At 69.9% G+C, this 22824-nt stretch carries 21 protein-coding genes; 9 read left to right on the top strand and 12 right to left on the bottom strand.

All coding sequences use genetic code 11. The features are described from left to right. The first annotated feature begins 49 nt into the window (after positions 1 to 49). Entirely contained in the window at positions 50 to 2056 is a 2007-nt protein-coding gene (ctaD, locus tag JMF97_RS17845; RefSeq protein ID WP_203222585.1) for an aa3-type cytochrome oxidase subunit I, read from the top strand. An 80-nt stretch (positions 2057 to 2136) separates the two neighbouring features. On the opposite strand, the gene JMF97_RS17850 is transcribed toward ctaD, so the two are convergent. The 4 genes from JMF97_RS17850 to JMF97_RS17865 form a co-directional block, all read right to left on the bottom strand. After that, complete coding sequence (locus JMF97_RS17850) at positions 2137 to 3015, bottom strand: SigB/SigF/SigG family RNA polymerase sigma factor (RefSeq protein ID WP_203222586.1); 879 nt, start codon at positions 3013 to 3015, stop codon at positions 2137 to 2139. A gap of 224 nt (positions 3016 to 3239) precedes the next feature. After that, complete coding sequence (locus JMF97_RS17855) at positions 3240 to 4652, bottom strand: hypothetical protein (RefSeq protein WP_438803760.1); 1413 nt, start codon at positions 4650 to 4652, stop codon at positions 3240 to 3242. 430 nt (positions 4653 to 5082) lie between these two features. Then, positions 5083 to 6399, bottom strand: coding sequence for a thiamine pyrophosphate-binding protein (locus tag JMF97_RS17860; protein WP_203222587.1), 1317 nt, complete (start codon positions 6397 to 6399; stop codon positions 5083 to 5085). Beyond that, positions 6392 to 7510 (bottom strand): baeRF2 domain-containing protein, encoded by a 1119-nt coding sequence (locus tag JMF97_RS17865; protein ID WP_203222588.1) that lies wholly within the window; start codon positions 7508 to 7510, stop codon positions 6392 to 6394. Before JMF97_RS17865 ends, JMF97_RS17860 begins: the two co-directional genes overlap by 8 nt. Positions 7511 to 7658: 148 nt before the next feature. Here JMF97_RS17865 and JMF97_RS17870 point away from each other — a divergent pair, with 148 nt between their 5' ends. Then, a complete protein-coding gene (locus JMF97_RS17870; protein WP_013734392.1) occupies positions 7659 to 8198 on the top strand; it encodes a hypothetical protein in 540 nt (179 codons plus the stop codon). Positions 8199 to 8226: 28 nt separating this feature from the next. On the opposite strand, the gene JMF97_RS17875 is transcribed toward JMF97_RS17870, so the two are convergent. Then, positions 8227 to 8571 carry a DUF3817 domain-containing protein gene (locus tag JMF97_RS17875; RefSeq protein WP_126710788.1) on the bottom strand — a complete coding sequence of 115 codons (345 nt, stop codon included), beginning with the start codon at positions 8569 to 8571 and terminating at the stop codon, positions 8227 to 8229. Positions 8572 to 8723: 152 nt separating this feature from the next. Between JMF97_RS17875 and JMF97_RS17880 the strand changes: the two genes are divergently transcribed. After that, positions 8724 to 10202, top strand: coding sequence for a glutamate-cysteine ligase family protein (locus JMF97_RS17880; protein WP_203222589.1), 1479 nt, complete (start codon positions 8724 to 8726; stop codon positions 10200 to 10202). Between the two features lie 85 nt (positions 10203 to 10287). Then, positions 10288 to 11409 carry a carboxypeptidase-like regulatory domain-containing protein gene (locus JMF97_RS17885; RefSeq protein WP_203222590.1) on the top strand — a complete coding sequence of 374 codons (1122 nt, stop codon included), beginning with the start codon at positions 10288 to 10290 and terminating at the stop codon, positions 11407 to 11409. An 8-nt stretch (positions 11410 to 11417) separates the two neighbouring features. Here the strand turns inward: JMF97_RS17885 and bla are convergent, their stop codons facing one another. Then, the gene (gene bla, locus JMF97_RS17890; protein ID WP_438803766.1) at positions 11418 to 12344 is read right to left on the bottom strand and encodes a class A beta-lactamase; all 927 of its coding nucleotides are present in this window, start codon (positions 12342 to 12344) and stop codon (positions 11418 to 11420) included. Between the two features lie 35 nt (positions 12345 to 12379). Further along, on the bottom strand, positions 12380 to 12871 hold the full coding sequence (locus JMF97_RS17895; RefSeq protein ID WP_203222592.1) for an FBP domain-containing protein: 492 nt from the start codon (positions 12869 to 12871) through the stop codon (positions 12380 to 12382). 76 nt (positions 12872 to 12947) lie between these two features. Here JMF97_RS17895 and JMF97_RS17900 point away from each other — a divergent pair, with 76 nt between their 5' ends. Next, positions 12948 to 13523 (top strand): TetR/AcrR family transcriptional regulator, encoded by a 576-nt coding sequence (locus JMF97_RS17900; protein ID WP_203222593.1) that lies wholly within the window; start codon positions 12948 to 12950, stop codon positions 13521 to 13523. 30 nt (positions 13524 to 13553) lie between these two features. On the opposite strand, the gene JMF97_RS17905 is transcribed toward JMF97_RS17900, so the two are convergent. Genes JMF97_RS17905 through JMF97_RS17915 form a run of 3 tightly spaced genes read right to left on the bottom strand, consistent with a single transcriptional unit; the run spans position 13554 to position 16694 of the window. Further along, positions 13554 to 15215 (bottom strand): CotH kinase family protein, encoded by a 1662-nt coding sequence (locus JMF97_RS17905; RefSeq protein WP_203222594.1) that lies wholly within the window; start codon positions 15213 to 15215, stop codon positions 13554 to 13556. Next, complete coding sequence (locus JMF97_RS17910; RefSeq protein ID WP_203222595.1) at positions 15215 to 15889, bottom strand: DUF4956 domain-containing protein; 675 nt, start codon at positions 15887 to 15889, stop codon at positions 15215 to 15217. Before JMF97_RS17910 ends, JMF97_RS17905 begins: the two co-directional genes overlap by 1 nt. A 4-nt stretch (positions 15890 to 15893) precedes the next feature. Continuing rightward, a complete protein-coding gene (locus JMF97_RS17915; RefSeq protein WP_238359580.1) occupies positions 15894 to 16694 on the bottom strand; it encodes a polyphosphate polymerase domain-containing protein in 801 nt (266 codons plus the stop codon). A 360-nt stretch (positions 16695 to 17054) separates the two neighbouring features. Here JMF97_RS17915 and JMF97_RS17920 point away from each other — a divergent pair, with 360 nt between their 5' ends. Genes JMF97_RS17920 through JMF97_RS17930 form a run of 3 tightly spaced genes read left to right on the top strand, consistent with a single transcriptional unit; the run spans position 17055 to position 18684 of the window. After that, positions 17055 to 17483 carry a hypothetical protein gene (locus JMF97_RS17920; RefSeq protein WP_203222597.1) on the top strand — a complete coding sequence of 143 codons (429 nt, stop codon included), beginning with the start codon at positions 17055 to 17057 and terminating at the stop codon, positions 17481 to 17483. After that, positions 17477 to 17710 carry a helix-turn-helix transcriptional regulator gene (locus tag JMF97_RS17925; RefSeq protein ID WP_203222598.1) on the top strand — a complete coding sequence of 78 codons (234 nt, stop codon included), beginning with the start codon at positions 17477 to 17479 and terminating at the stop codon, positions 17708 to 17710. The genes JMF97_RS17920 and JMF97_RS17925 overlap by 7 nt, the downstream gene beginning before the upstream one ends. Beyond that, entirely contained in the window at positions 17707 to 18684 is a 978-nt protein-coding gene (locus JMF97_RS17930) for an NAD(P)-dependent alcohol dehydrogenase (protein ID WP_203222599.1), read from the top strand. The genes JMF97_RS17925 and JMF97_RS17930 overlap by 4 nt, the downstream gene beginning before the upstream one ends. A 77-nt stretch (positions 18685 to 18761) precedes the next feature. Here JMF97_RS17930 and argG read toward each other — a convergent pair whose 3' ends face one another. After that, on the bottom strand, positions 18762 to 20213 hold the full coding sequence (gene argG, locus JMF97_RS17935) for an argininosuccinate synthase (RefSeq protein WP_013734404.1): 1452 nt from the start codon (positions 20211 to 20213) through the stop codon (positions 18762 to 18764). A 179-nt stretch (positions 20214 to 20392) separates the two neighbouring features. Between argG and JMF97_RS17940 the strand changes: the two genes are divergently transcribed. Next, positions 20393 to 21391 carry a sulfite exporter TauE/SafE family protein gene (locus JMF97_RS17940; RefSeq protein WP_203222600.1) on the top strand — a complete coding sequence of 333 codons (999 nt, stop codon included), beginning with the start codon at positions 20393 to 20395 and terminating at the stop codon, positions 21389 to 21391. A 524-nt stretch (positions 21392 to 21915) separates the two neighbouring features. Here JMF97_RS17940 and JMF97_RS17945 read toward each other — a convergent pair. Further along, the gene (locus tag JMF97_RS17945) at positions 21916 to 22764 is read right to left on the bottom strand and encodes a DUF6082 family protein (protein ID WP_203222601.1); all 849 of its coding nucleotides are present in this window, start codon (positions 22762 to 22764) and stop codon (positions 21916 to 21918) included. Positions 22765 to 22824 lie beyond the last annotated feature (60 nt).

Raw genomic sequence — 22824 nt, forward strand, 5'->3', positions numbered from 1 at the left:
GGCCGGGTAGTCACGCCCGTCCTTTCCGTCGTCAGCGGGGTGAGAACTGATGCCCAAACGGGTACCCACCGAAACCGGACAGGACCGGGGGCCGGCCATCCTCGCGCCGGCCCGGTTCGGCGGCTATCCCGGCTCCCTGAACAAGCCACTGCCCGGCAGCAAGCTGCTCCGGTTCCTGGCCACCACCGATCACAAACAGATCGGCCTGCTCTATCTGATGACCTCGTTCGGCTTCTTCGTGGTGGCCGGGATCGAGGCGATGCTGATCCGCGCGGAGTTGGCCCGGCCGGGCATGCAGTTCCTCGCCCCCGAGCAGTACAACCAGTTGTTCACCTCGCACGGCGCGGTGATGCTGCTGCTGTTCGCCACCCCGGCGGCGTTCGGGTTCGGCAACTACATCGTGCCGATCCAGATCGGCGCGCCGGACGTGTCGTTTCCCCGGCTGAACGCCCTGGCCTACTGGCTGTACCTGTTCGGCGGGCTGATGGTCATCGGTGGATTCCTCACCCCGCAGGGCAGCGCCGACTTCGGCTGGACCGCGTACACACCGTTGAGTACCGCCCAGCACTCCCCCGGCGTCGGGGCGAACATGTGGGTGATCGGCCTGGTCGTCTCCGGTCTGGGCACCATCCTCGGCGCGGTCAACCTGATCACCACGATCCTGACCCTGCGGGCGCCGGGCATGACCATGTTCCGGATGCCGATCTTCACCTGGAACATGCTGTTCACCAGCGTGCTGGTGATCCTGGTCTTCCCGCTGCTGGCCGCCGCGCTGCTGGCGTTGAGCGCCGACCGGCTGCTCGACGCGCACGTCTACAGCCCTGCCACCGCCGGGCCGATGCTGTGGCAACACCTGTTCTGGTTCTTCGGCCATCCCGAGGTCTACATCATCGCGCTGCCGTTCTTCGGCATCATCACCGAGATCATCCCGGTCTTCTCCCGCAAGCCGCTCTTCGGCTACACCGGTCTGGTGCTGGCCACCGCCGCCATCACCGTGTTGTCGATGACGGTGTGGGCGCACCACATGTTCACCACCGGCCAGGTGCTGCTGCCGTTCTTCGCCATCCTCAGTTACCTCATCGCCGTACCGACCGGGGTCAAGTTCTTCAACTGGATCGGCACGATGTGGAAGGGGCAGATCACCTTCGAGACGCCGATGCTGTTCGCCATCGGCTTCCTGGTGACCTTCCTGCTGGGTGGACTCACCGGCGTACTGCTGGCCAGCCCGCCGGCCGACTTCCACACCCACGACAGCTACTTCGTGGTGGCGCACTTCCACTACGTCCTGTTCGGCACCGTGGTGTTCGCCCTCTTCGGCGGCTTCTATTTCTGGTGGCCGAAGATGACCGGTCGGCTGCTCGACGAGCGACTCGGCAAGCTGCACTTCTGGACGATGTTCATCGGCTTCCACGGCACCTTCCTGGTGCAGCACTGGCTGGGCAACGAGGGCATGCCCCGCCGGTACGCCGACTATCTGCCCAGCGACGGCTTCACCACGCTGAACACGATCTCCAGCATCTTCTCCTTCGTGCTCGGCGCATCCACCCTGTTCTTCATCTGGAACGCCTGGAAATCCTGGCGATTCGGCGCCCTGGTCACGGTGGACGACCCGTGGGGCTTCGGCAACTCGCTGGAGTGGGCCACCACCTGCCCGCCACCGCTGCGCAACTTCGACCGGATGCCCCGGATCCGTTCCGAGCGCCCGGCGTTCGACGCCAAATACGGTGAACTGGTCTCCGACCTGGGTCGGGACCTGCCGCAGCGGACCACGAAACCCCCGCAGGGATTACGCGACGAGCTGCACCGCGAGAAGCACCACCGCGAGTCGCCCAGCGCCGAGGGGGCGCACGGCGCGCCGGAGGCCACCGCCTACCACCCGGCGCCGCAGTCCGGCGCCCGACCGGTCGAGGTGCCGAACCCGCAGGACGTACGCCGGCCCAGCTTCGACGACACCGACGAACCGGAGGACAACCCGCTGGGCGCCGAGCGCCGCTCGGAGACCGACGACGACCGGTGGCGGCATCCGCGCAGCGGAGGCGACACCCAGGAGAACTGATCCGGGCGTACGAACTCTGATCCGGGTACGAACGACCGGGGCGGCACCGATCGGTGCAGCCCCTGCTGCGTCCTGTGTGGTCAGCGGGCCCGCGCGGAGGCGGGACGTGGCTGGTTCGCTGTCGTGGACTCGGACTCGGCGGCGCCGTTCTGCCACGGTGGTGGCGCGTCGGCGAGCATCGCTTGACGCAGCCAGGTCAACGCCCGGGACAGCAACCGCGACACGTGCATCTGGGAGATGCCGAACCGGGCGGCGATCTCGGCCTGGGTCTGGTTGCCGTAGAACCGCATGGCCAGGATCCGCCGCTCCCGCCAGGGCAGACGGTGCAACAGCCCGCTGACCGTGACCCGGTCGTCGACCGATTCCAGCGCGATGTCCGACTCCCCCACCAGGTCACCGAACTCGGCGGAACTCTCCCCGCCGACCGGCGCGTTCAGCGACGCCGGGCTGTAGCCGGCGGCGGACTCCAACGCGGCGAGGATCTCCTCTTCCGGTGTGTCCAGCCGCTTCGACAGCTCGGCGACCGTCGGTGCCCGGGACAGCTCGCTGGTCAGCGCCGCGGTCGCCTGCCCGACCTCCAGGATCAGGTCACGCAGCCGGCGCGGCACGTGCACACCCCAGGTACGGTCCCGGAAATGCCGTTTGATCTCGCCCACGATGGTGATCGCGGCGTACGCGGTGAACGAGCCCCGTTCCGGGTCGTACCGGTCAACCGCGTTGACCAGACCCAACCGGGCCACCTGTTCCAGATCCTCCAGCGGCTCGCCGCGCCCCCGGTAGCGGCGCGCCAGGCGGCCGGCGAACGGCAGGGCGAAACGCACCAGGTCGTCCCGCGCCTCGTGGCGGCGTTCCGGTGGCATTCCCGCGATCCGTGCCGCGTACGCCAACGCCGCCGCGTCGAGGTCCTCCAGACCTCGATCGGTGGATGGTGGTGTGGTTGTGGTGGTCTGTCCGAACATCCGCGCCTCCCTCAGGAAGGACCCCGCCCGGATTCGGCCGGCACCGGACCCTGCGCGTGGACACGCGCAGGCCGGCTCAGTGGGTTACATGACTGGGATGCGAAACGGGCGTCGGCCCCGTGCCACGCCAAGGTGATCAGCCTGTCGCAGCCGGCGGTGTTCCCGCTCCGTAGGTACTCAATCACGGGATCGCGGCTTCGCGAGGATGTTTCGCCAGCCCGGTGTCAAGAGACCAGCAGGCCGTGCGGGGCGCCGCTGTCCCGCAACGCGGCGAGGGCGTCCGTCACCTCGATCCGCGGCGGGGTGGGCAGGTCGTACGGTTGGGCACGAAGCACCTCGGTGGCCCGGCGGGTGGGTACCGAGGTGACCGGGTACCCCCGGGCCGCCGAACGGTCCAGGGCCCGACGACGGCGTCCGAAGCCGGCGACGGCCAGCCACTGCGGCAGCCCGGCGAGCGCCGGTGACCGCACACCCGGCGGCTCCGGCAGGACGTCCACCGAACTGAACGCTTCGCTGCCGGCCAACCACCACTCGGCCTGCTCCACGCACCGGCGGGTCGCGTTCTCGCACCAGTACGGCACCAGCCCGGCGCGTACCACCTGCCAGGGGTCGAGCAGCCGGCCGCACTCGACCACCAGCCGGTTCCCGGTCTTGCCGGCGGCCCGCAGCCAGCGGCGGTACAGGTCGGCGGTGGCTGCGCTCAGCGCGGCCGGCGCGGGGACGACGATCTGGCGCAGGGGATGTCCCTCGCGGGTCGTCCACTGCGCGACGTCACGGTCGAAACCGGACTCCACCCCGTGCTCGGCGACACCCGGCGGAGTGGAGATCTCCGGCGGTTCCCAGTGCGCCCCGTCGCCACCGGCGGAACGCAGCACCTGGCGTAGGGTGTGGCTGTCGGGGTGGAAGTCCACCGGATCGAGTCCACTGGCCGGGCAGCCCACCTGGAAGCTGTGGCCGTCGGCGGCCTCGTACACCGGCCAGGTCCGCGCGTCCCGCAGCACCACCACCGGGGCCCCTGGTTCCAGCCGGTCGGCGAGAAACCGCCGGTACGCCTGCGGCAGCCGGCGCCACCGCCCGGCCAGCGCCACTGTCGCCGCGGCCAGGGCACCCCGGCTGGCCGGGCAGTGCACCTGCCGTAGGTGCAGGTCAGGGTTGCCGGCGAGCATCCGCCCGGCGAGTCCGGCGCCATGGTCCAGGGCGGCAAGGGGCCGATCCACGGACCCCTTCGGCCAGTGCGCGATCATCTCGAACCCGGCGGGCAGCCACGGCACCCCCAGCGCCACCGCCAGATGTGCGGCGGCCCCGTGCGGCGAGCCCAGCAACACGCCCGGATAGCGGCCGCTCGGATACTGCCCGACGAACCACTCGGCGACCTGCCCCGCGTCCAGTTCCGCCGCCTGTCCGGCGGTCAGGGCCACCCGACCGGCCGAGCGGATGGCCACCGCCCGACGGACCGGATCGGGCGTACCCACGAACCGCGACGCCGGCCCCACATGGCTGATGTCGGCGCAGTCCGCCCCACGCAGGGCCCGGGCGATGGCCGCGACGAGGATCCGGGCGGTACTGCCCGTCGCGACGATCCGGTCGCCGGTCAATCCGGCGCCCGCCGCCGTGATTTTCCGGCGCACCTTACGCACCGGCCCCACCCTGCCCCGTTCGCTCACGCAGCCCGGCTTCCCGCCCACTTGCCGGTTAAACAGGGCATCCCCCCACCGACCGGCATCAACCATCTGATCTTGACCGTTCCCGACAACACCGACACACCCCTCCCCGCGCTCCTCCCCGCACCTCTCCCCCGCACCTCTCCCCCGCAGCCCTTCACGCCACCCCCTTCACGAGCCCTCTCACACCGCCCGCAGCCCCGCGCCCCCTCTACGCGGCGATCATGCACTTTGTGTCGGGATAAAGGGTGTGAATGCCGCGAAAAGGCGACCACAAGTGCAAGATCGCGCGTGAAGGAGGGTGTGGGCGGTGTACGCACGGGGAGGGTGCGGGGTGGGGTGGTGCGCGTGGGTGTGGAGGGCAGGGAGGGGAGGGTGTTCGGGGCGGGTGGGGTGTGGGGTGGGGTCAGGGAGAGGGGTGGGGGGTGACGATCAGGTCCAGCAGGCAGGGGCGGTCGGCGGCGAGGGCCTCGTCCCAGGCTGGGCCGACCAGCTCCGGGCGGTCGACGCGTACGCCGTGCAGGCCCAGCAGCCGGGCCCAGCCCGCGTACGGTACGTCGTCGGCCACCTGACGTCCGGGGTAGCCGGCCCGGGTGTTGAGTACCAGCACCACCAGCCTCGGGTCGGGCCAGTGCGGCCAATCCCGGGCGATGGTGACCAGCTCGGAGAGTCCGTGTGACCGCATGCCGTCGTCGGTGAGCAGGGCGAGCACCGGCCGCTGCGGGTCGACCAGTTTGACGGCCACGGCGTACGGCAGCGCGGCCCCGGACACCTCGTGGGCGTCGCAGGCCAGTACGGCGATGCCAGGCGGCAGGCGGCTGACGTGGCGGTTCAGGCCGGGCGCACCGTCCACCGTCACGGCGGCCTCCGGCGGTACACGGGCGGAGAGCTCGTCGACGACCAACCCGATGTCGACCCCCGCAACGGCGGACCGTCGCCCCGACTCGGTGAAGACAGCCGCAGCACCGACCTCCGGAACGACCGACGGTGGGACCGAGTCAACGAAGACCGTCCCGGCATCCGGAGCGGCCAGCGGTCGGGTCGACTCGACGAAGACCATCCCGGCACCCACCTGCGGACCCGCCGACGGTCCGCCCGGATCGACAGCGACGCTTTCGGCACTGACCTCCGCGAGGGCCGGGGGCCGACCCGAGGTGCCGGGGAGCAGCAGGCAGGCCGGGCCGTGACCGGCCAGCGCGCCGCGAACCGCCGCATCCACCAGCGCCGGAGCACGCCGCAGGTCATCGAGGTGCCACACCTGCCGACACAGCCCGGCGAACATCTGGTCGACCCCACCGACCCCACTGACCTCATCGACCCCACCGACGCCGGCGACCTCATCGACGCCGCCGACCCCGCCGATGATCGCCAGGACGGGCAGCGTTGCCCGCCGGGCGGCGTCGAGGCCGGCCAGCAGGCCGAACGCGGCCGGGCCGGCGGGGCTCAGGCAGACGCCGATCCCGCCGGTGAGCCGAGCGTGCCCGATCGCCATTGCCGCCGCGCTCTCACCGTGGCGTACGGGCACGAACTCGGGTTCGCCACCGGCCGAGTGCAACGCCTCGACCAGCGCCGCGACCGGCTCCCCCGCGATGCCGAACACCCGTGGCACCCGCCAGGCCGCGAGCCGCGCGACAACCGTCTCCGCCAGATACGGGTCGGGCACCGCCGTCTCCGCCAGATACGGGTCGGGCACCGCCGTCTGTGCCAGACGCGGGTCAGGCACCGCCCCGTCCCGGCGTGGACGGGTCGACGTACCGCAGTACCGCGCCGACGCCGTCGGTCAGCTGCGGGGCCTCGTCGGGGCCGAGCACGGTCAGCTCGGCGTCGGTGCCGACCAGGGCGCGGACCAGCGCCGCGTCGGCGCGTACCCGCGCGGGGTCGTCGACGCCGGGCAGCTGACCCGGCTCGGTGGCGATGTCGGTGGCGGCGGGGCCGATCCACAGCTCACCGTCGGCGGACGGGTCGTCCACGATCAGCATGGTGTCGACCTGGTTGCGTTGCAACGCGGCCACCACGGCGTCGAGTCCGGCCCCGACGTCCTCCTGCATGCCGAAGCGGTCCAGCGCCGCGCTGATCCGCTGGTCGGCGACCTCGGCGATGGTCTGCACGGTGAGGTCGTCCAGCAGGGTCTGGTCCGCGCCACCGGCCCGTGAGCCGGCGTCGGTACGCACCACCATGTCCTGCCATCGGTCGGGCATCTGTGCCGCGATCATGCCGGTGGCGCGGACGTCGCCGGCCACCACGACCACTTCGGCACCGACCCGTTCGGCCAGTTCCACGGTCGCCGCGGTGACGTCACCGGCGTTGTGGTGCCACGCTTCCATCGCCGCCCGCTGGTAGCGCGACTGCGACCAGCCGCCGGGCTGGACCCGACGCAGCTGGTGACTCTCCCGGCCGACGACGTGGGCCCGACGCGGTACGCCGCCAGCGCTTACCGACATCGCGTCGGCACCGGTGCGGTCGGCGACGACCCGTACCCAGGCCACCTGCTCGCCGCGCTGGGCCAGCAACGGCATCACGTGCGGCAGTGGCGCGTACGCGGCCAGGTCACGGCGCGGCGGGGCGGACAGGTACTCGGAGAGCACCACCCGGCCCCGGGTGCCGAACACGGCCAGCCCGTAGTCGCCGGGCATCGGGTCGTGACCCCGGATCACCCGGTCGATCGCGGCGACGGTCGGCTCGTCGGCGCCCTGCTCGGCCAGTCGGCGTTGCAGGTCACGCCAGCGCAGATCGAGCGCCGCGTGTGCGTCCTCCGTGTCCAGGGAGGCGTCCAGATAGACCGAGCACCACGGCCCGGGACGGTCGTAGAGCGGGCGCAGGAAGGACAGCTGCATGCTCGACCCCTTTCCAGCTCGGCCCCGCGCTTACCCGCCTCACCCGGCTTGTCACCTGCCTGTCACCGCGTGACCGGATTTCATTCACGCCATTCAACCTGGAGGATCGATACGATCTGTGCACGGATGTGGACTCAGGGTGGTGGAAATGGACGTGACATCGTATTCCCGGCGCAGCCTCCACCCCACCGGCCGCATCCTCACAGCCCGGGTCGCCCGCCTGATGGACGGCTACCCCCGGGAGGTACGGGTGGGACAGCCGGTGCTGGTGATGGTGCTGGCGGCGGCGGGGGTGGTCGGTCTGCTCGCCAAGCTGGTGCGCGCCGCGCTCTCCGCCGGTTCGGGCACCGGCCGACGCAAGTTCAAGGAGCTGAAGAAGGGCCCGGAGTACCTGGTCACCCCGATCCGGCTGCGCGACGACAACGGCCGGCTGTACGAGGTCGAGCTGCACGGGCACCTGCCGCAGAGCGCGCTGCATCCGGCCGACCTGGTCCAGTTGACGCTGCGCGACCAGGGCGACCCCGACCTGCCGCCGAAGATCGAACGGATCGTCAACCTGACCACCGGTCAGCTGCTGCGTCCGCGTACCGCCACCATGTGGTCACATCTCGGGCCGCCACTGCTGTTGCAGGCCGTGCTGGGCGCGCTGCTGCTCGCCGGGTTGGCCGCCTGCACCGCGCTCACCTGAGCCCTCGCTGCCGCCGAAGGCGGCCGGGTCAGCCGACCGGGGCGGGCTCGCGGACCGGCTCGGTGGTGTCCAGCATGCCGCGCCGACGGGCCCAGCGCTCGAAGGCGATGGTGGCGAACGGCGGCACCGCGCAGGCCAGCGCCACGACGGCGGCCAGCAGGCTCCACCGGCGTACCCGGGCCACCGCGAGCACCAGCGCCCCGTAGATCACGAAGAGCGCGCCGTGGATCGGGCCGAAGATCTGCACCCCCAGTTCGTTGCCGGGCGGGCCGTACTTGACCGCCATGCCGGCGAGCAGGCCGGCCCAGGAGATCGCCTCCGCGATCGCCGCCACCACGAACAACCGGGTCACCTTGTCACGCACGACGGCCATGGTAGTGCCGGCGGCGCTGCGGCTCGGGCTGCCGGGCGCAGAGGCGACGAGGGTCACCGCGTACCGGATGGTGGGTAACTGGACGTTAGGACTTTTCTCAGAGTGCATGGACATGCGACGTTGGGGGTACCAGTGGTGACAAGGTGGTGACCATGGGCGAGGAAGTCGGCGTACAGACGTTCAGCCGCCAGGATCGGGCTCGCTACCGGGACAAGGTGCGCCGTTGCCTCGACGTCTTCGCCGAGATGCTGCGCGAGTCCCGCTTCGAGATCGAACGACCGATGACCGGCCTGGAAATCGAGTTGAACCTGGTCGACGAGGACTCGATGCCGGCGATGCGCAACGCCGACGTGTTGCAGGCGATCGCCGATCCGAGCTTCCAGACCGAGCTGGGCCAGTTCAACATCGAGATCAACGTGACGCCCCGCCAGCTGAACGGCACCGGCACCGTCGAGTTCGAGGAACACCTCCGGGCCACCCTCAACGCCGCCGACCAACGGGCCCGCACGGTCGGCGCGCACCTGGTGATGATCGGCATCCTGCCGACCGTGCTGCCCGAGCACCTGACCGCGGCCGCCCTGTCGGCGAACCCCCGGTACGCGCTGCTCAACGAGCAGATCTTCGCGGCCCGTGGCGAGGACCTGCGGATCGCCATCAACGGGGTGGAGCGGTTGGCGGTCACCGCCGACACCATCACGCCGGAGGCGGCCTGCACCAGCACCCAGTTCCACGTCCAGGTCGGGCCGAACCAGTTCGCCGACTACTGGAACGCGGCTCAGGCCATCGCCGGGGTCCAGGTGGCGCTCGGCGCCAACTCGCCGCTGTTCTTCGGTCGCGAGTTGTGGCGCGAGACCCGCATCCCACTGTTCCAGCAGGCCACCGACACCCGCGCCGAGGAGATCAAGACCCAGGGCGTACGCCCTCGGGTGTGGTTCGGTGAGCGGTGGATCACCTCGGTGTTCGACCTGTTCGAGGAGAACGTGCGGTACTTCCCGGCGCTGCTGCCGGTCTGCGATGCGGAGGACCCGTCGGAGACCCTCGCCAGCGGTGGCGTGCCGACGCTTGCCGAGTTGCGGCTGCACAACGGCACCGTCTACCGGTGGAACCGGCCGGTCTACGACGTGTTCCGGGGTCGCCCGCACCTGCGGGTGGAGAATCGGGTGCTGCCTGCCGGGCCGACCGTGCTGGACACGGTCGCCAACGGGGCGTTCTACTTCGGACTGGTCCGGGCACTGGCCGAGGCCGACCGGCCACTGTGGTCGCAGATGTCGTTCAGCGCCGCCGAGGAGAACTTCAACACCTGCGCCCGGCACGGCATCGACGCGCACGTCTTCTGGCCGGGCCTGGGCTACCTGCCCGTCACCGAGCTGGTGCTGCGGCGGCTGTTGCCGCTGGCACAGTACGGCCTGGACCGGTGGGGTCTGGATCCGGACGAGCGGGACCGCCTGCTGGGCATCATCGAGCAACGGTGCCTGACCGGACGCAACGGCGCGACCTGGCAGATCGCCACCCTGCACCGGCTGGAGTCGACCGACCAGCTCGACCGGCCGACGGCGTTGCGCGAGGTGGTCCGGCACTATGTGGAGCTGATGCACAGCAACCGCCCGGTGCACGAGTGGCCGATCCCCTGACCGACTCCTGACACTCTGCGTGACGGTGCGGATACAACGATTACGGTGAGTGCGTTTCCCTCCGCCGGGTCGAGAGGATCCGCCGATGTCGCTGTCACGTCCCGCCGTCGCGTTCACCGCCCTCGCGCTCCTCATCGGCCTCGGCCATCCGCTGCCCGCCGCCGCCAGCCAACCTGCCAGCGCCGTCCCCGGCAGCCAACCTGCCAGTGCCATCCCCGACAGCCGACCGGCCGGCGTCGGCCTCGGCGGTCAACCTGTCACCGTCGGGAAGCCCGGCACGGCCAGCACCGGCGAGGTGCGTACCGTCGTCCGGGACGCCGTCACCGGCACCGCCACGCGGGCCTGCCTGAACCTGGTTCCCGCCGACCGTGACCCGTCCACCGTCGTGGGCCTGGGCGAGGTGCAACAGGGCCGGCACGCCGGCTGCACCGACGTCGACGGCGGCTCGGCGGTCGCCACCAACGTGGCACCCGGCCGCTACCACCTGCTGGTCCGCCCGTACGACAGCGTCCGGTACGGCGCGCAGTGGGTCGGCCGGCACGGCGGCACCGGCCAGCGGGAGCGGGCCGCGATCGTCCACGTACGACCGGGTCGGGTCGTCACCGCACCCCTGGTACGCCTCGACCCGCCCGGCACGGTGACCGGCCGACTGACCCGCGTCGCGGACGGTACTCCGGTGTCCGGTGGCTCGGTGCTGCTGCTGCCGGAGATCCAGCACCCCAAGTACGGCAGCCAGGGCGCGCTCACCGACGACGACGGCCGCTACACGATGACCGGCCTCGGGCCGTACCGATGGCCGTTGTACTTCACCGGCTACGGGCTGGCCAGCCAGTGGTCCGGGGCGACCACCGACCGGCTACGGGCCGCAACGGTACGGGTACGCGCCGGCGCCACCGTCACCGCCGATGCGGCGCTGCGCGCCGGCACGGTGGTCAGCGGCACGATCACCACCGCCGAGATGCCGTTCTACTCGCAGGTCGTCGCCTTCCACGCGCGCACCGGCGACGTGGTGGGGGTGGCCGATGCCGCCGAGAGTTACCACCTGCGGCTGCTGCCCGGGCAGCGGGTGCTGCTGCGCTGCGACTGCGCGTACACCCCGAGCCGCTGGTATCCGAACGCCGCCGGCATCGACGACGCCCGGACCCTGCGGGTGCGCAACTCGCCGGTCACCGCGCACTTCGACCTGACCGGCCCCGCCGCGCCCTGATCCGCGCCTCAGCGCAGGGCGTTCAGGGTGAGTTCGGCGGCGCGGGCGAGGAGGGCGTCGTTCGTCTCGGCGTCCTCGGCGTCCCGGCTGGAGAGCACGGCCAGCACGATGGGCTCGCGGTCCGGCGGCCAGATCACCGCGATGTCGTTGCGGGTGCCGTAGCCGCCGGAACCGGTCTTGTCGCCGACCACCCAGCCGTCGGGCGTGCCGGCCCGGATCACCTTCTCCCCGGTGGTGTTGCGCTTGAGCCAGTCGACGAGCACGTCCCGGTCCTCGGTGGTGAGCGCGTCGTCGACCGCGTACGCCCGCAGCGAGGTGGCCAGCGCGCGGGGCGTGCTGGTGTCGCGGACGTCGCCCGGGGTGGCCTCGTTGAGTGCCGTCTCGATCCGCACCGGCTCGGTGACGTCGTCGCCGATGTCGCGCAGTGCCTGCTTGAAACCGGCCGGACCACCGAGACGGTCGAAGAGCAGGTTGCCGGCGGTGTTGTCGCTGTAGCGCACCGCCGCGTCCGCGATCGCGCGCAGCGTCATGCCGGTCGCCACATGCTGCTCGGTGATCGGCGAGTAGGTGACCAGGTCATCGCGGGAGTAGCGGACGACCTGGTCCAACTCCTGCGCGCTGGTCGCCTTCAGGACCGCGGCGGCGGCCAGGGCCTTGAACGTCGAGGCGTACGCGAAGCGCTCGTCGGCCCGGTGCGCGACGGTGCGCCCGGTGCCGGTGTCGACGGCGTACACGCCGAGGCGGGCGTCGAACTCCTGCTCCAGCGGGCCGAAGTCGACGGCGACCGGCGCGGCCGACGGGGTGGCCGACGAGGTGCCCGGGTCCGGCGACGCGGGCGCGGCCGGGGTGTCGGACGAGCATCCGGTGAGCAGCGCAGCCGTCACCGCGGCGGCGAGCACACCGGCACGGGTACGGCGGGTGGTGCTGAGCAAAATCGCATCCTTCCAGTCGGCAGGTGACGACGAACCGGTCAGTTCATCACCTTCGCTATGAAGCCTGCCAAATTGGTGGTGGTACGGGCAATTTTCTCGTCCAGGCTGATCGTCTCGTGCAGCCGCGCACCCGCCCCGGCGTCCTTCTTGCCGCGCAGGTAGAGCGAGCAGGACAGGTCGCTACACAGGTAGGTGCCCACCGAACTGCCGTCCCGGCCGGCTCGACCGGCTCTGGGGGCGACGAGCAGGCTGACCCCGGCCTCCGGGGAGGTCAGGCAGATCGAGCACATGTTGCGGCTGCCCCGCCCGGCCGCCGCGCTCGGGCTGCGCAGGACCAGCGCGGCGAGGCGGCCTGCCTGCTCGGTGACCAGATAGGCGCGGTCTTCCGCCTTCGGGTCACGCCAGCCCAGGTAATCCAGGTCGGCCCAGGGCCGGGTGGCGAGGTCGCGCGGCACGAACAGGCGCTTCGCCTCCCCCTTGCTGCAGTTGACGAAAGCGGCACGGATCTCTGACTCGGTCAGTGCTTCCATAAGGCCATGGTATTTTTCCTAAAGACCTTAGGCAAAGGCATTAAGAGTGTCATGACACACGGACCCTGGAGGGAACATGGCACGGCTGGGACTGACCCCGCAGCGCCTGGCGGCCGAAGGTGCGGAGCTTGCCGACGAGGTCGGCTTCGACCAGGTCACCGCCTCCGCGCTGGCGCAACGCTGCGGCGTCAAGGTGGCCAGCCTGTACGCGCACATCCGCAGCACCCAGGACCTGAAGGTGCGCATCGCGCTGTTCGCGCTGAACGAGCTGGCCGACCGGGCCGCCGAGGCCGTGGCCGGCCGGGCCGGCAAGGACGCCCTGGTCGCGCTCGGCAACGTCTACCGCGACTACGCCCGCGAACACCCCGGCCGGTACGCCGCCAGCCAACTGCGGCTCGACCCGGCGACGGCGGCGGCCAGCGCCGGCCCCCGGCACTCCCAGCTGGCCCGCGCGGTCCTGCGCGGCTACCGGCTGGGCGAGCCCGAGCAGACCCATGCGGTACGCCTGCTCGGTAGCGTGTTCCACGGCTTCGCCAGCCTGGACCTGGGTGGCGCGTTCAGCCACAGCGTCCCCGACAGCGAGGAATCCTGGGCGTGGACGCTGAACGCCCTCGACGCGCTGCTCTCCTCCGGGGCGACCGGCGGCAGCTGATCGGGTCTGCGGGAGGCCGCAGGGCGTGACTCAGCTTCGGGTGATCACCTCATTGCCGGCGAGGGCCTCGGTGCGCTGCTGGATCAGGGTGCGCAGCCGCTGGGCGTCGCTGGTGACGACCGCGGCGGCGTGCCCGTCCACGGTGGCCAGCACCTCGGTGATCGCGTCCACCGCGGCCAGGGCCGCACCGTCACGGTAGACCTGCTGATAGAGGTCACGGTACGTGTCCTCGTACAGCTGGGTGAACTTCTCGCTGGCCAGGAAGCGCTCCTTGAGCCGGTGGCCGCTGCGGCCAGGCCCGGCCGTGTCGCCAAACCCTGCCGTGTCGCCAGGTCCGGCGGTGTCGCCAGGCTCAGCGCCACCGGTGTCACCGGGCCTGGCGGCACCGGGCATGGCTCGGCCGCCGAGTCGGCCCTGTTCGTGCGGGCCCTGGTCGGCGCTGCCGCCGAACGCCAGGTTGTAGTCCCAGCCGATCACCGTGAACCGTTTCGCGCCCAGGTCGTACCAGAGGTAGTAGTTGCGGCCAGGACCGGACATGTCGTCGAAGTTGAGCAGCAGGTTCTGCCAGGCCACGTACCGGGCGAAGGACGTCACGTCGAGCCGGTCGGCGAGCTGCTCGTCGAACTCGGAGTCGTCGGCGGTGTCGACCCATCTGATCAGGTCGATGACCGGTTGCAGGTCCTGGCTGCCCTTCATGGTGATCTGCTTGAAGTCGTCGGCGTACCCGGTCTGGTCGTCGCCCTGGTCGGTGAACTCGCTGGTGGCCAGGGCCTTGTAGAGCACCCCCGGGCCGTCGAAGTCCTCGGCGAAGTGCTCGTCGGGATGTTCGACCACCAGCCGCGCCGTGGTGGGCCGGTCGTTGACGGTGAAGCTGGTGTAGGCGTACTGCTGGGTCACCTCGCCGGCGGCGGCGAGCAGGTCGAGGGTGACCGCCTCGTTGAGCACGGTGGCGCCGCCGCCCATCCCCGCCACCCGTACCGCGATCTCCCGGTGGCCCTGGTACCGACGACCGTCGACGTACTCGTCGAAACGGATCAGCCACGGCAAGGTCTCCGGCTCATCGGCCTTCAACGTCGCGGTGGAGAACCCATCACCTGCGGGCCGACCACCCGCCCGACCGGTCTGGCCCTCCTGCCCGCCCGGCGCGTCAGGGGCACCTTGCTCCCCAGGCCCTCTGGGTCCACCGTCGCCACCCGGACCCCCGGGTCCGCCTTGTCCCCCGGGACCCCCGGGACCCCCGGGACCGCCGGGACCTCCCGGACCTCCCGGACCGCCGGGGCCGCCCTGGCCGCCCGCCCGTTGCGGGGTTTCGCCGTTGCGGGTCAGGCTACGCAGGGTGGAGTTGCCCTTGAGTCGGATGCCGACGCTGGGGATGGCGGTGCCGTCGATGACCAGGTCGGCCTCCAGGTACTCCTTCTCCCCCGCGTCGTAGAAGGCGTCAAGCATGCGTTCGTAGTCGGCGTCGCGGAAGACGAGTTCGATGCGGTGCGCCACCGTCTCGTCGAAGAGGTCGACGGTGCCGGCGATGTCCTGGGTGACCACGTCGCCACCGCTGGCGCTGCTGCTTGTCACGTACGGGCGGATCGGCACCGAACTGAGCGTCACGGTGAGCACCAGCGCAAACGCGAGGCAGCCCGCCAGGAACTTCCAGTAGTGCCGGATCCGGATCGGGATCCGGTGCTTCCAGCGCATCACAGGTCCGTCTGGTCGTAGCCGGTCAGCACGGTCACCCGCTGGCCACCGGTCCGCTCGGCCAGTGCGTTGATCAGGTCGGCGGGTTCGGTGCCCTTCGTCAACCGGACCGTGTACATGATCTCGGTCAGCGCGCCGCCCCGGATGGTCTCCATACTGACCAGTTCGAACTCGCTGGTGAAGCGGATCAGCACGTCCTGGATGTGGTCGGTGTGGCTGCCGGGCGGCACCTGCACCTTGACCACCTGACGCTGGACGTTCGAGGCGAACCAGTTGAAGCGGTACATCAGCACGATGATCAGGCTGATCGTCCCGGCGGCGACCACCGCCAGCAGGTAGAACCGGGTGCCGCAGGCCATGCCCACGCCCATCACCAGGAAGATGAATCCGACGTCGCGGGTCTCCTTGATGGCGTTGCGGAACCGCACCACCGACAACGCACCCACCAGGGCGAAGGCGCGGGCGATGTTGGAGCCGACCACCAGCATGATCAGCGAGATGAGCATGCCGAGGATGACGAGCGTCTGCACGTACGACTGGCTGTACGACACGTTGCGGTGGGTGAACCGGTAGACCCACCCGATCATGGCGCTGAGCAGGAACGACAGCGACAGGGCCAGGGCGATGTCGCCGACACTGAAGGTGCCGGACAGATCCTGGAACTCCAACGGCATGGGTTCAGACCTCACTTTTCACGGGGCTCCAGGCGGTAGCCCGGTCGGCGTCGTCGGGGACGTGGAAGAGGGAGCGGGGGGCGTGACCGAACGCCTCGACGCTCTGGCAGTACTTCGACATGCGGACGATGGACAGGTTCGTCCGGGCGGCCAGGTCGGTCAGCCAGTACGGCACCCGCTCGTTGGCCTTGATCTCCAGGACGGAGAAGGTGGCCGGCACGATGAGCCGGTTCTCGGCGTCTGCGCCGAGGTGGAAGTCGCGGTCGCGGCCGCGTACCCGATGGTCGAGGGTGACCCGCAGACCGAGGTCGGAGTCCCGGCCGACGAACGCCTCGCGCTGGTAGCCGGTCATCGCCACCGGGCGCAGGTCCAGGCCGCAGAGCAGTTCCAGGACCTCGTCGAGGAAGGCCCGCTGCTGCGGGACGTGCTCGACCAGCTGTCGCCGGTCGCACAGGTCACGGGCCAAGTGGTACGGCAGCGCCACCCGGCGTTTCTGGGTGACCCGGTTGACCCGCTGTTTGATCTCGACGTGCACGATGCTGTCGTCGGTGACCGTGGACGCCTCGCCGTAGTGCCGCACCCGCAGCTTGCGGCGGAACTTCAGGCCCTCGATCTTCTCCCAGTAGAAGCGCAGCCCGGCGGTGTCGTAGTAGACGCTCCACACGCCGTACCCGGTGTCGCCGCCGTGGCTGTCGCGGTCCATCCGGGCGGCGAAGTGCGCACGCAACGCCGGGACGTCACCGGTCGGCACCAGATACTTGATCTCGTACCGGTTGAAGGCGTGCAGCCTGCTCGGCGCCCGCAACGCGTGTCCGTCCCGGTCGTCACCATGTGCCGCCGAGGCGTCGGTTGTGGATGGTGCTCCGGAGCGGGGTTGCGGGTCTGGGGCGCGGGACGGAGCCCGACGGAGCCACGAACGCATGCGGGTCGGCCGATCTCTGTGACGACGGGGACCAGCACATGCAATCGGTCGAGGCTATGAATCAGCTTTGCGTACGGGGTGAACCAGCGGTGAACCGCCGCGCCGCCCCGGGGGCCGGCGGGTGCCCTCCGATCCAGTCCGGTCGATCAATGCACCCTGCGGCGATGTCAAAGTTTCTAGACACGATGTCAAAGACGCCTTACTCTGATGATGTCAAAGATTCTTAACGTCGGGGAGGTCGTCGTGACGCACGAGGAGAAACGCGCGTGGATCATGCTGGTGGTCAGCGTGATCGCGTACGCCGGTTATGTGGCGGTCGTGCTGGGCCGGCACGACGGCGGGTCGCTCACCGCGGTGCCCTATGTCGGCGCGCTGTTCTGGACGGTGGGCGGCGCCATCGTCGCGAGCATGCTGGCCGAGATCGGGATGGGGATGGCCAATCCGCGGGCGTCGCGGGTCAAGGATGACCGCGACCGGGAGATCGGGCGCCTCGGCGACCACGTCGGCCACGCGTTCGTGGTCATCGGCGCGGTGTCGGCGTTGCTCATGGCGATGGCCGAGTGGGACTGGTTCTGGATCGCCAACGTCATCTACCTCTGCTTCGTCCTGTCGGCCGTGATCGGCTCGGCGGCGAAGGTGATCGTCTACCGCAGGGGCGTTCCGCAGTGGTGAAACCGACCCGCGTCACCAACAACATCCGGGCGTTGCGCTTCGCCCACGACGAGATGACCCAGGCCGATCTCGCCGAACGGATCGGGGTGACCCGGCAGACCGTGATCGCCATCGAGCAGGGCCGCTACTCCCCCTCCCTGGAGATGGCGTTCCGGATCGCCCGGGTGTTCGGCGTACGGCTCGACGACGTGTTCCAGTACCCCGACTCCGAGGAGGTGGCACCGTGAGGGCCATCGTTCAGGACAGTTACGGCCCGGCCGACGTACTGCGGCTGGGCGAGGTCGACCGGCCCCGCGTCGGCGACGACGAGGTGCTCGTGCAGGTACGCGCGGCGGCGGTGGACCCCGGCGTCTGGATCTTCATGGTCGGTCAGCCCTACCTGGTGCGCCTGGCCAGCGGGCTGCGCCGCCCCCGGGTGGCGGTACGCGGCCGGGACCTGGCCGGGGTGGTGACCGAGGTCGGTGCCCGGGTGACCCGGTTCCGGCCGGGCGACGAGGTGTTCGGCACCTGCCTGCGCGGGTCGTACGCCGAGTTCACGAGCACCTCGGCGCGGCGGCTGGCCCACAAGCCGGCGAACCTGTCCTTCGCCCAGGCCGCCGCGGCCCCGGTCTCCGGGTTGACGGCGCTGCGCGCCGTACGTGACAGCGGCGCGGTGCGTCCGGGGCAGCGGGTCATGGTGATCGGGGCCTCCGGCGGCGTCGGATCACAGGCGGTGCAGATCGCCAAGGCGTACGGCGCCACTGTCACCGGCGTCTGCTCCCCCGCCAGGGCCGACTTCGTCCGCTCCCTCGGCGCCGACGACGTGCTCGACTACACCCGCGAGGAGGTCGACCGGGACGGCCCGGTGTACGACGTCATCATCGACACCGGCGGCGACCGCCCGCTGTCGTTGATGCGCCGTGCGCTCACCCCGCGCGGGACGTTGGCGCTGGTCGGCGGCACGTACACCCGGGGTGGGCTGCTCGGCGGGTACGGCCGGCAGATGTTCGGCGCACCGCTGCTGTCGGTGTTCGTCGGCCATCGACTGCGCAACGTCAGTGCTGTGGAGCGCAGCGAGGACCTCGACGAACTGCGCGAGCTCATCGACTCGGGCGCACTCACCCCACCTGTCGACCGCTGCTATCCGCTGGCCGAGGCGGCCGACGCCATCCGCCATCTGCGCACCGGGCACCCGGCGGGCAAGATCGTGGTCACCATCTGACGGCCTCGTCCACCGACGACTCCACCGGCCAGCCGCGACAGGGCTGGCCGGTGACGAGTCGGTCCCGGCGGCGACGGTCAGTCGACGCCGAACTCCATGGCGGCACGGTCGAGGGCCTCGTCCTCCGCCGGGGCCACGCCCCGGGAGGCGATCGCCTCGGCGCCACCCTGCGGCATCGCGCCGATCAGCCCGGTCGAGGCCGCCTGCGCGGCGCCGACCATCCGCTGCGGGGATCCGCCGCCGACCATGCCGAGGTTCGCGTACTGCTCCAGCTTGGCCCGCGAGTCGGCGATGTCCAGGTTGCGCATGGTGAGCTGACCGATGCGGTCCTGCGGACCGAACGCCGAGTCCTCGGTACGCTCCATCGACAGCTTGTCCGGGTGGTAGCTGAAGGACGGGCCGGTGGTGTCCAGGATCGAGTAGTCCTCGCCCCGGCGCAGCCGCAGCGTCACCTCACCGGTGATCGCCGTACCGACCCACCGCTGCAACGACTCGCGCAGCATCAGCGCCTGCGGGTCCAGCCAGCGGCCCTCGTACATCAGCCGACCCAGGCGACGACCCTCGTTGTGGTAGTTGGCCAGGGTGTCCTCGTTGTGGATGGCGTTGACCAGCCGCTCGTACGCGGCGTGCAGCAGCGCCATACCGGGGGCCTCGTAGATGCCGCGGCTCTTGGCCTCGATGATCCGGTTCTCGATCTGGTCGGACATGCCCAGCCCGTGCCGGCCGCCGATCGCGTTGGCCTCCAGCACCAGGTCGACCGCGCTGGCGAACTCCTTGCCGTTGATCGTCACCGGGCGGCCCTGGTCGAAGCCGATGGTGACGTCCTCGGTCGGGATCTCCACCGACAGGTCCCAGAACCGGACGCCCATGATCGGGTTGACCGTCTCGATGCCGGTGTCCAGGTGCTCCAGGGTCTTCGCCTCGTGCGTGGCGCCCCAGATGTTGGCGTCGGTGGAGTACGCCTTCTCGGTGCTGTCCCGGTACGGCAGGTCGCGTTCCAGCAGCCACTCCGACATCTCCTTGCGCCCGCCGAGTTCGGTGACGAAGTCGGCGTCCAGCCACGGCTTGTAAATGCGCAGCTGCGGGTTGGCCAGCAGGCCGTAGCGGTAGAACCGCTCGATGTCGTTGCCCTTGAAGGTGGAGCCGTCACCCCAGATCTGGACGTCGTCCTCGACCATGGCCCGCACCAGCAGCGTCCCGGTGACCGCGCGGCCCAGCGGGGTGGTGTTGAAGTAGGCCCGCCCGCCCGAGCGGATGTGGAAGGCGCCGCAGGTCAGCGCCGCCAGCCCCTCCTCGACCAGGGCGGCTCGGCAGTCGACCAGCCGGGCCAGCTCGGCGCCGTAGTTGAGGGCGCGGCCGGGCACGGAGGCGATGTCGGGCTCGTCGTACTGGCCGATGTCGGCCGTGTAGGCGCAGGGAATCGCGCCTTTGTCGCGCATCCACGCGACCGCGACCGAGGTGTCGAGGCCGCCGGAGAAGGCGATGCCGACACGTTCACCGATGGGCAGGGAGGTCAGAACCTTGGACACAAGGAAGAGTATGCACGACGGCGCATACCCATGCAAGCCGGGGTGGGTGGTGTCGCCGATTCGGCGGACCCGCGCCATCGACCTTCCCGGCATGACATAGCGCAATCCAGGAGAACGGCACGCTCGAATAATCCAGCATCATCAATTCCTCACCCTCTGTGATGCTGAGGAGTCTTTCCGTGACACAGGCCGAACGTCGTACCCGCCCTCCGCAGGCCGCCGACAAGATCCAGCTACCGTCCGACTCCCGCGCCACCTCCCTGTTCGCTCCCGGAGACGTCCCCCGCCGACGCGGGTTGATCATCCTGCTCAGCCTGCTGGGCGGTTTCCTGCTCACCGTCGTCTGGTCGGCAGAGTTCGTCGACTCGACGATCGGCGACAACGTCGCCAACACCCTGCTGGGCCACGACGCGAAGGAGACGCCGATCAGCGGGGCGGTGGCGGGCGTGATCTTCGCGTTCGTCTCCGGGGTCGCCGGCACCTTCACCGCCTGCAACATCGCCGCCTTCGGCGCGCTCGCCCCCCTGACCGGTACGGCCGACAGCCGGCTGAGCCGCTTCCTGGCACCGTTGCGTCCACTCGGCTGGATGGCGGTCGGCATGATCGCGGTCTCCGCCCTCTACGGTGCGATCGTCGGCCTGGTCGGCACCGCGATGCCGCAGTTCTCCACCGCGCCGAACGTGCCCGGCTCACTGTCACCGCGCAGCATCCAGTCCATGGTCGTCTACGGCATCATCGGCCTGGTCATGATCTACCTGGGGCTGGCCGCGCTGAAAGTGGTGCCCGACCCGTTCGCCCGGATCTCGCAGCGCTACCCGAACGCCCCACTGGTCTTCATGGGCGCGCTCATCGCCGGCTTCCTGATCGGACGGCCGTTCCCGCTGTTCCGGCAGATGTTCCGCGACGCCGCCGAGAGCGGCAACCCGCTGTACGGCGCGGCCGCGTTCACCCTCCAGTCGATTGGCAACATCGTGATCATGGCGATCATGTTCCTGCTGCTGAGCTGGTTCGTCGGCAGCCGACTCCAGCGCTGGTTCGCCGCCAAGCCGAGCCGGCTGGCCGCCACCATCGCGGTGGCGTTCATCATCGCGGGCGCCTTCATGTTCCTCTACTGGGACGTCCGCCTGCTCGCCCGCCGGGAGATCATCCCCTGGTACCCGACCGCCCCCTGGGTCTAGCCACCTGGCCATCCCCCAATGATCACGCTCGATCCCGGATCGAGTGGCCTCCCCTCGCAGGAATGCCACTCGATCCGGGATCGAGGACGACCGTGCCTCCTGCGCCTCCCCCACCGCGCCCACCTGCTCGAACGCGGCGAACCGGGCATCGAACCCCAGTGCCGAGGTGCCCATGTTGCACAGCTCGCGCTTGGCCTCACTCCTCGCGCGACCGCGCGTCGGCCACCGCGTCCCCGGCGTCGGCCCGCGCCGCCGGATGGACCACCTGCTCCACGAAGGGCGCTCTGACAGGGAACATCATGATCACACTCGATCCGCGATCGAGTGGCCTGACCGTCGCAACGAAGCCCCTTCATCCCACATCAAGCACGATCTTGGGAGCGAGTGGCATCTCACACCTCCGAGGCCACTCGTTCGCGGAACGAGCACCGATGGCGCGAGCAGAGCGGCAACCAGGGCGACGCAGGTGAGGTCGACGAGGGTGACCAGGCCGGTAAGGCCGGGCAACGCCAACGGCAGGCCAATTACCCGCGTCGCGCGGACCGATGTGCTTGTGTCCCCAACGGGGTACCCCAACCGCCAAGCGTCATCCTGCCCCACCGTGCCATCGAACACAACAGGATCCCGACACCAACGCCAGCAACCATACCGACTGCAAGACGATGACGTCGGGGATCCTTCGAGATATTTGGTTGAGGCAGCGTCAACGCACCATCAGCCGCCGCCTTCGCGGCAGACATGTGGGCCACGTTGGCTGCGATGTCACATTCCTCGGAGAGGATTTCAAAGAACTTCTTTCTCTTGCGAGAACTCAGGTACGACTGGCCGTTCGCTCTCCACCAATCGCGGGCTAACTGCGCCTCGAACAGTCGCCTCGCCACGGTACGCAGCGTGTCCTCACGCATTTCGCTGAGATCCCAGACCATAGCCCAGTGACCAACGAACAGGTTGGCGTAGACCTTCAGCGAGTTGTCCGGATCAGCGACCGCGGCAGCGCCATCAACGTAGAGGTACCTAGGGTTGTCCAGAGCCAGCTTGACGATATCGAACTGTCGCTGACGAATTGAGTGCAACTGGCTGATGCGATTCAGACTGCTCTGGATTAGCAGGGAAGCCGACACTCCAGCCAACGCGAGCCCAGAAAGAACTGCCGACGTAGCCCCGTACGCCTGGCCCATATCGGACAGCTGACCCCACTGCACAGGAAGATCCGCCATCCAGGTCATCGCAATGGGAGAAAATGCGATAAGCCCAACAGACAATACTGTCAGCAGCGGAATAAGAACTCTACGGCCCCATCGCTCCCAATCCGACAATCTTGACATTGCCACTCCTCGATGATCCTCACGCCCGGCTCCCCCGCGCTTCAGCATGCGGCAACCGTGCAAGGTTCATCGATGCGGTGGCTGGTGGCCTACCCTCCTACACACCCC

Source organism: Micromonospora fiedleri, from assembly GCF_016774385.1.
Taxonomy (GTDB): domain Bacteria; phylum Actinomycetota; class Actinomycetes; order Mycobacteriales; family Micromonosporaceae; genus Micromonospora; species Micromonospora gifhornensis.

What these genes read in the sequence shown, in the direction of transcription:
- JMF97_RS17910 (WP_203222595.1), bottom strand. Translation starts at nt 15,889, where the DNA reads ATGCCGTTGGAGTTCCAGGATCTGTCCGGCACCTTCAGTGTCGGCGAC.
- JMF97_RS17905 (WP_203222594.1), bottom strand. Translation starts at nt 15,215, where the DNA reads ATGCGCTGGAAGCACCGGATCCCGATCCGGATCCGGCACTACTGGAAG.
- JMF97_RS17895 (WP_203222592.1), bottom strand. Translation starts at nt 12,871, where the DNA reads ATGGAAGCACTGACCGAGTCAGAGATCCGTGCCGCTTTCGTCAACTGC.
- ctaD (WP_203222585.1), top strand. Translation starts at nt 50, where the DNA reads ATGCCCAAACGGGTACCCACCGAAACCGGACAGGACCGGGGGCCGGCC.
- JMF97_RS17945 (WP_203222601.1), bottom strand. Translation starts at nt 22,764, where the DNA reads ATGCTGAAGCGCGGGGGAGCCGGGCGTGAGGATCATCGAGGAGTGGCA.
- JMF97_RS17865 (WP_203222588.1), bottom strand. Translation starts at nt 7,510, where the DNA reads ATGCAGCTGTCCTTCCTGCGCCCGCTCTACGACCGTCCCGGGCCGTGG.
- JMF97_RS17900 (WP_203222593.1), top strand. Translation starts at nt 12,948, where the DNA reads ATGGCACGGCTGGGACTGACCCCGCAGCGCCTGGCGGCCGAAGGTGCG.
- JMF97_RS17875 (WP_126710788.1), bottom strand. Translation starts at nt 8,571, where the DNA reads ATGGCCGTCGTGCGTGACAAGGTGACCCGGTTGTTCGTGGTGGCGGCG.
- JMF97_RS17880 (WP_203222589.1), top strand. Translation starts at nt 8,724, where the DNA reads ATGGGCGAGGAAGTCGGCGTACAGACGTTCAGCCGCCAGGATCGGGCT.
- JMF97_RS17870 (WP_013734392.1), top strand. Translation starts at nt 7,659, where the DNA reads ATGGACGTGACATCGTATTCCCGGCGCAGCCTCCACCCCACCGGCCGC.
- JMF97_RS17850 (WP_203222586.1), bottom strand. Translation starts at nt 3,015, where the DNA reads ATGTTCGGACAGACCACCACAACCACACCACCATCCACCGATCGAGGT.
- JMF97_RS17885 (WP_203222590.1), top strand. Translation starts at nt 10,288, where the DNA reads ATGTCGCTGTCACGTCCCGCCGTCGCGTTCACCGCCCTCGCGCTCCTC.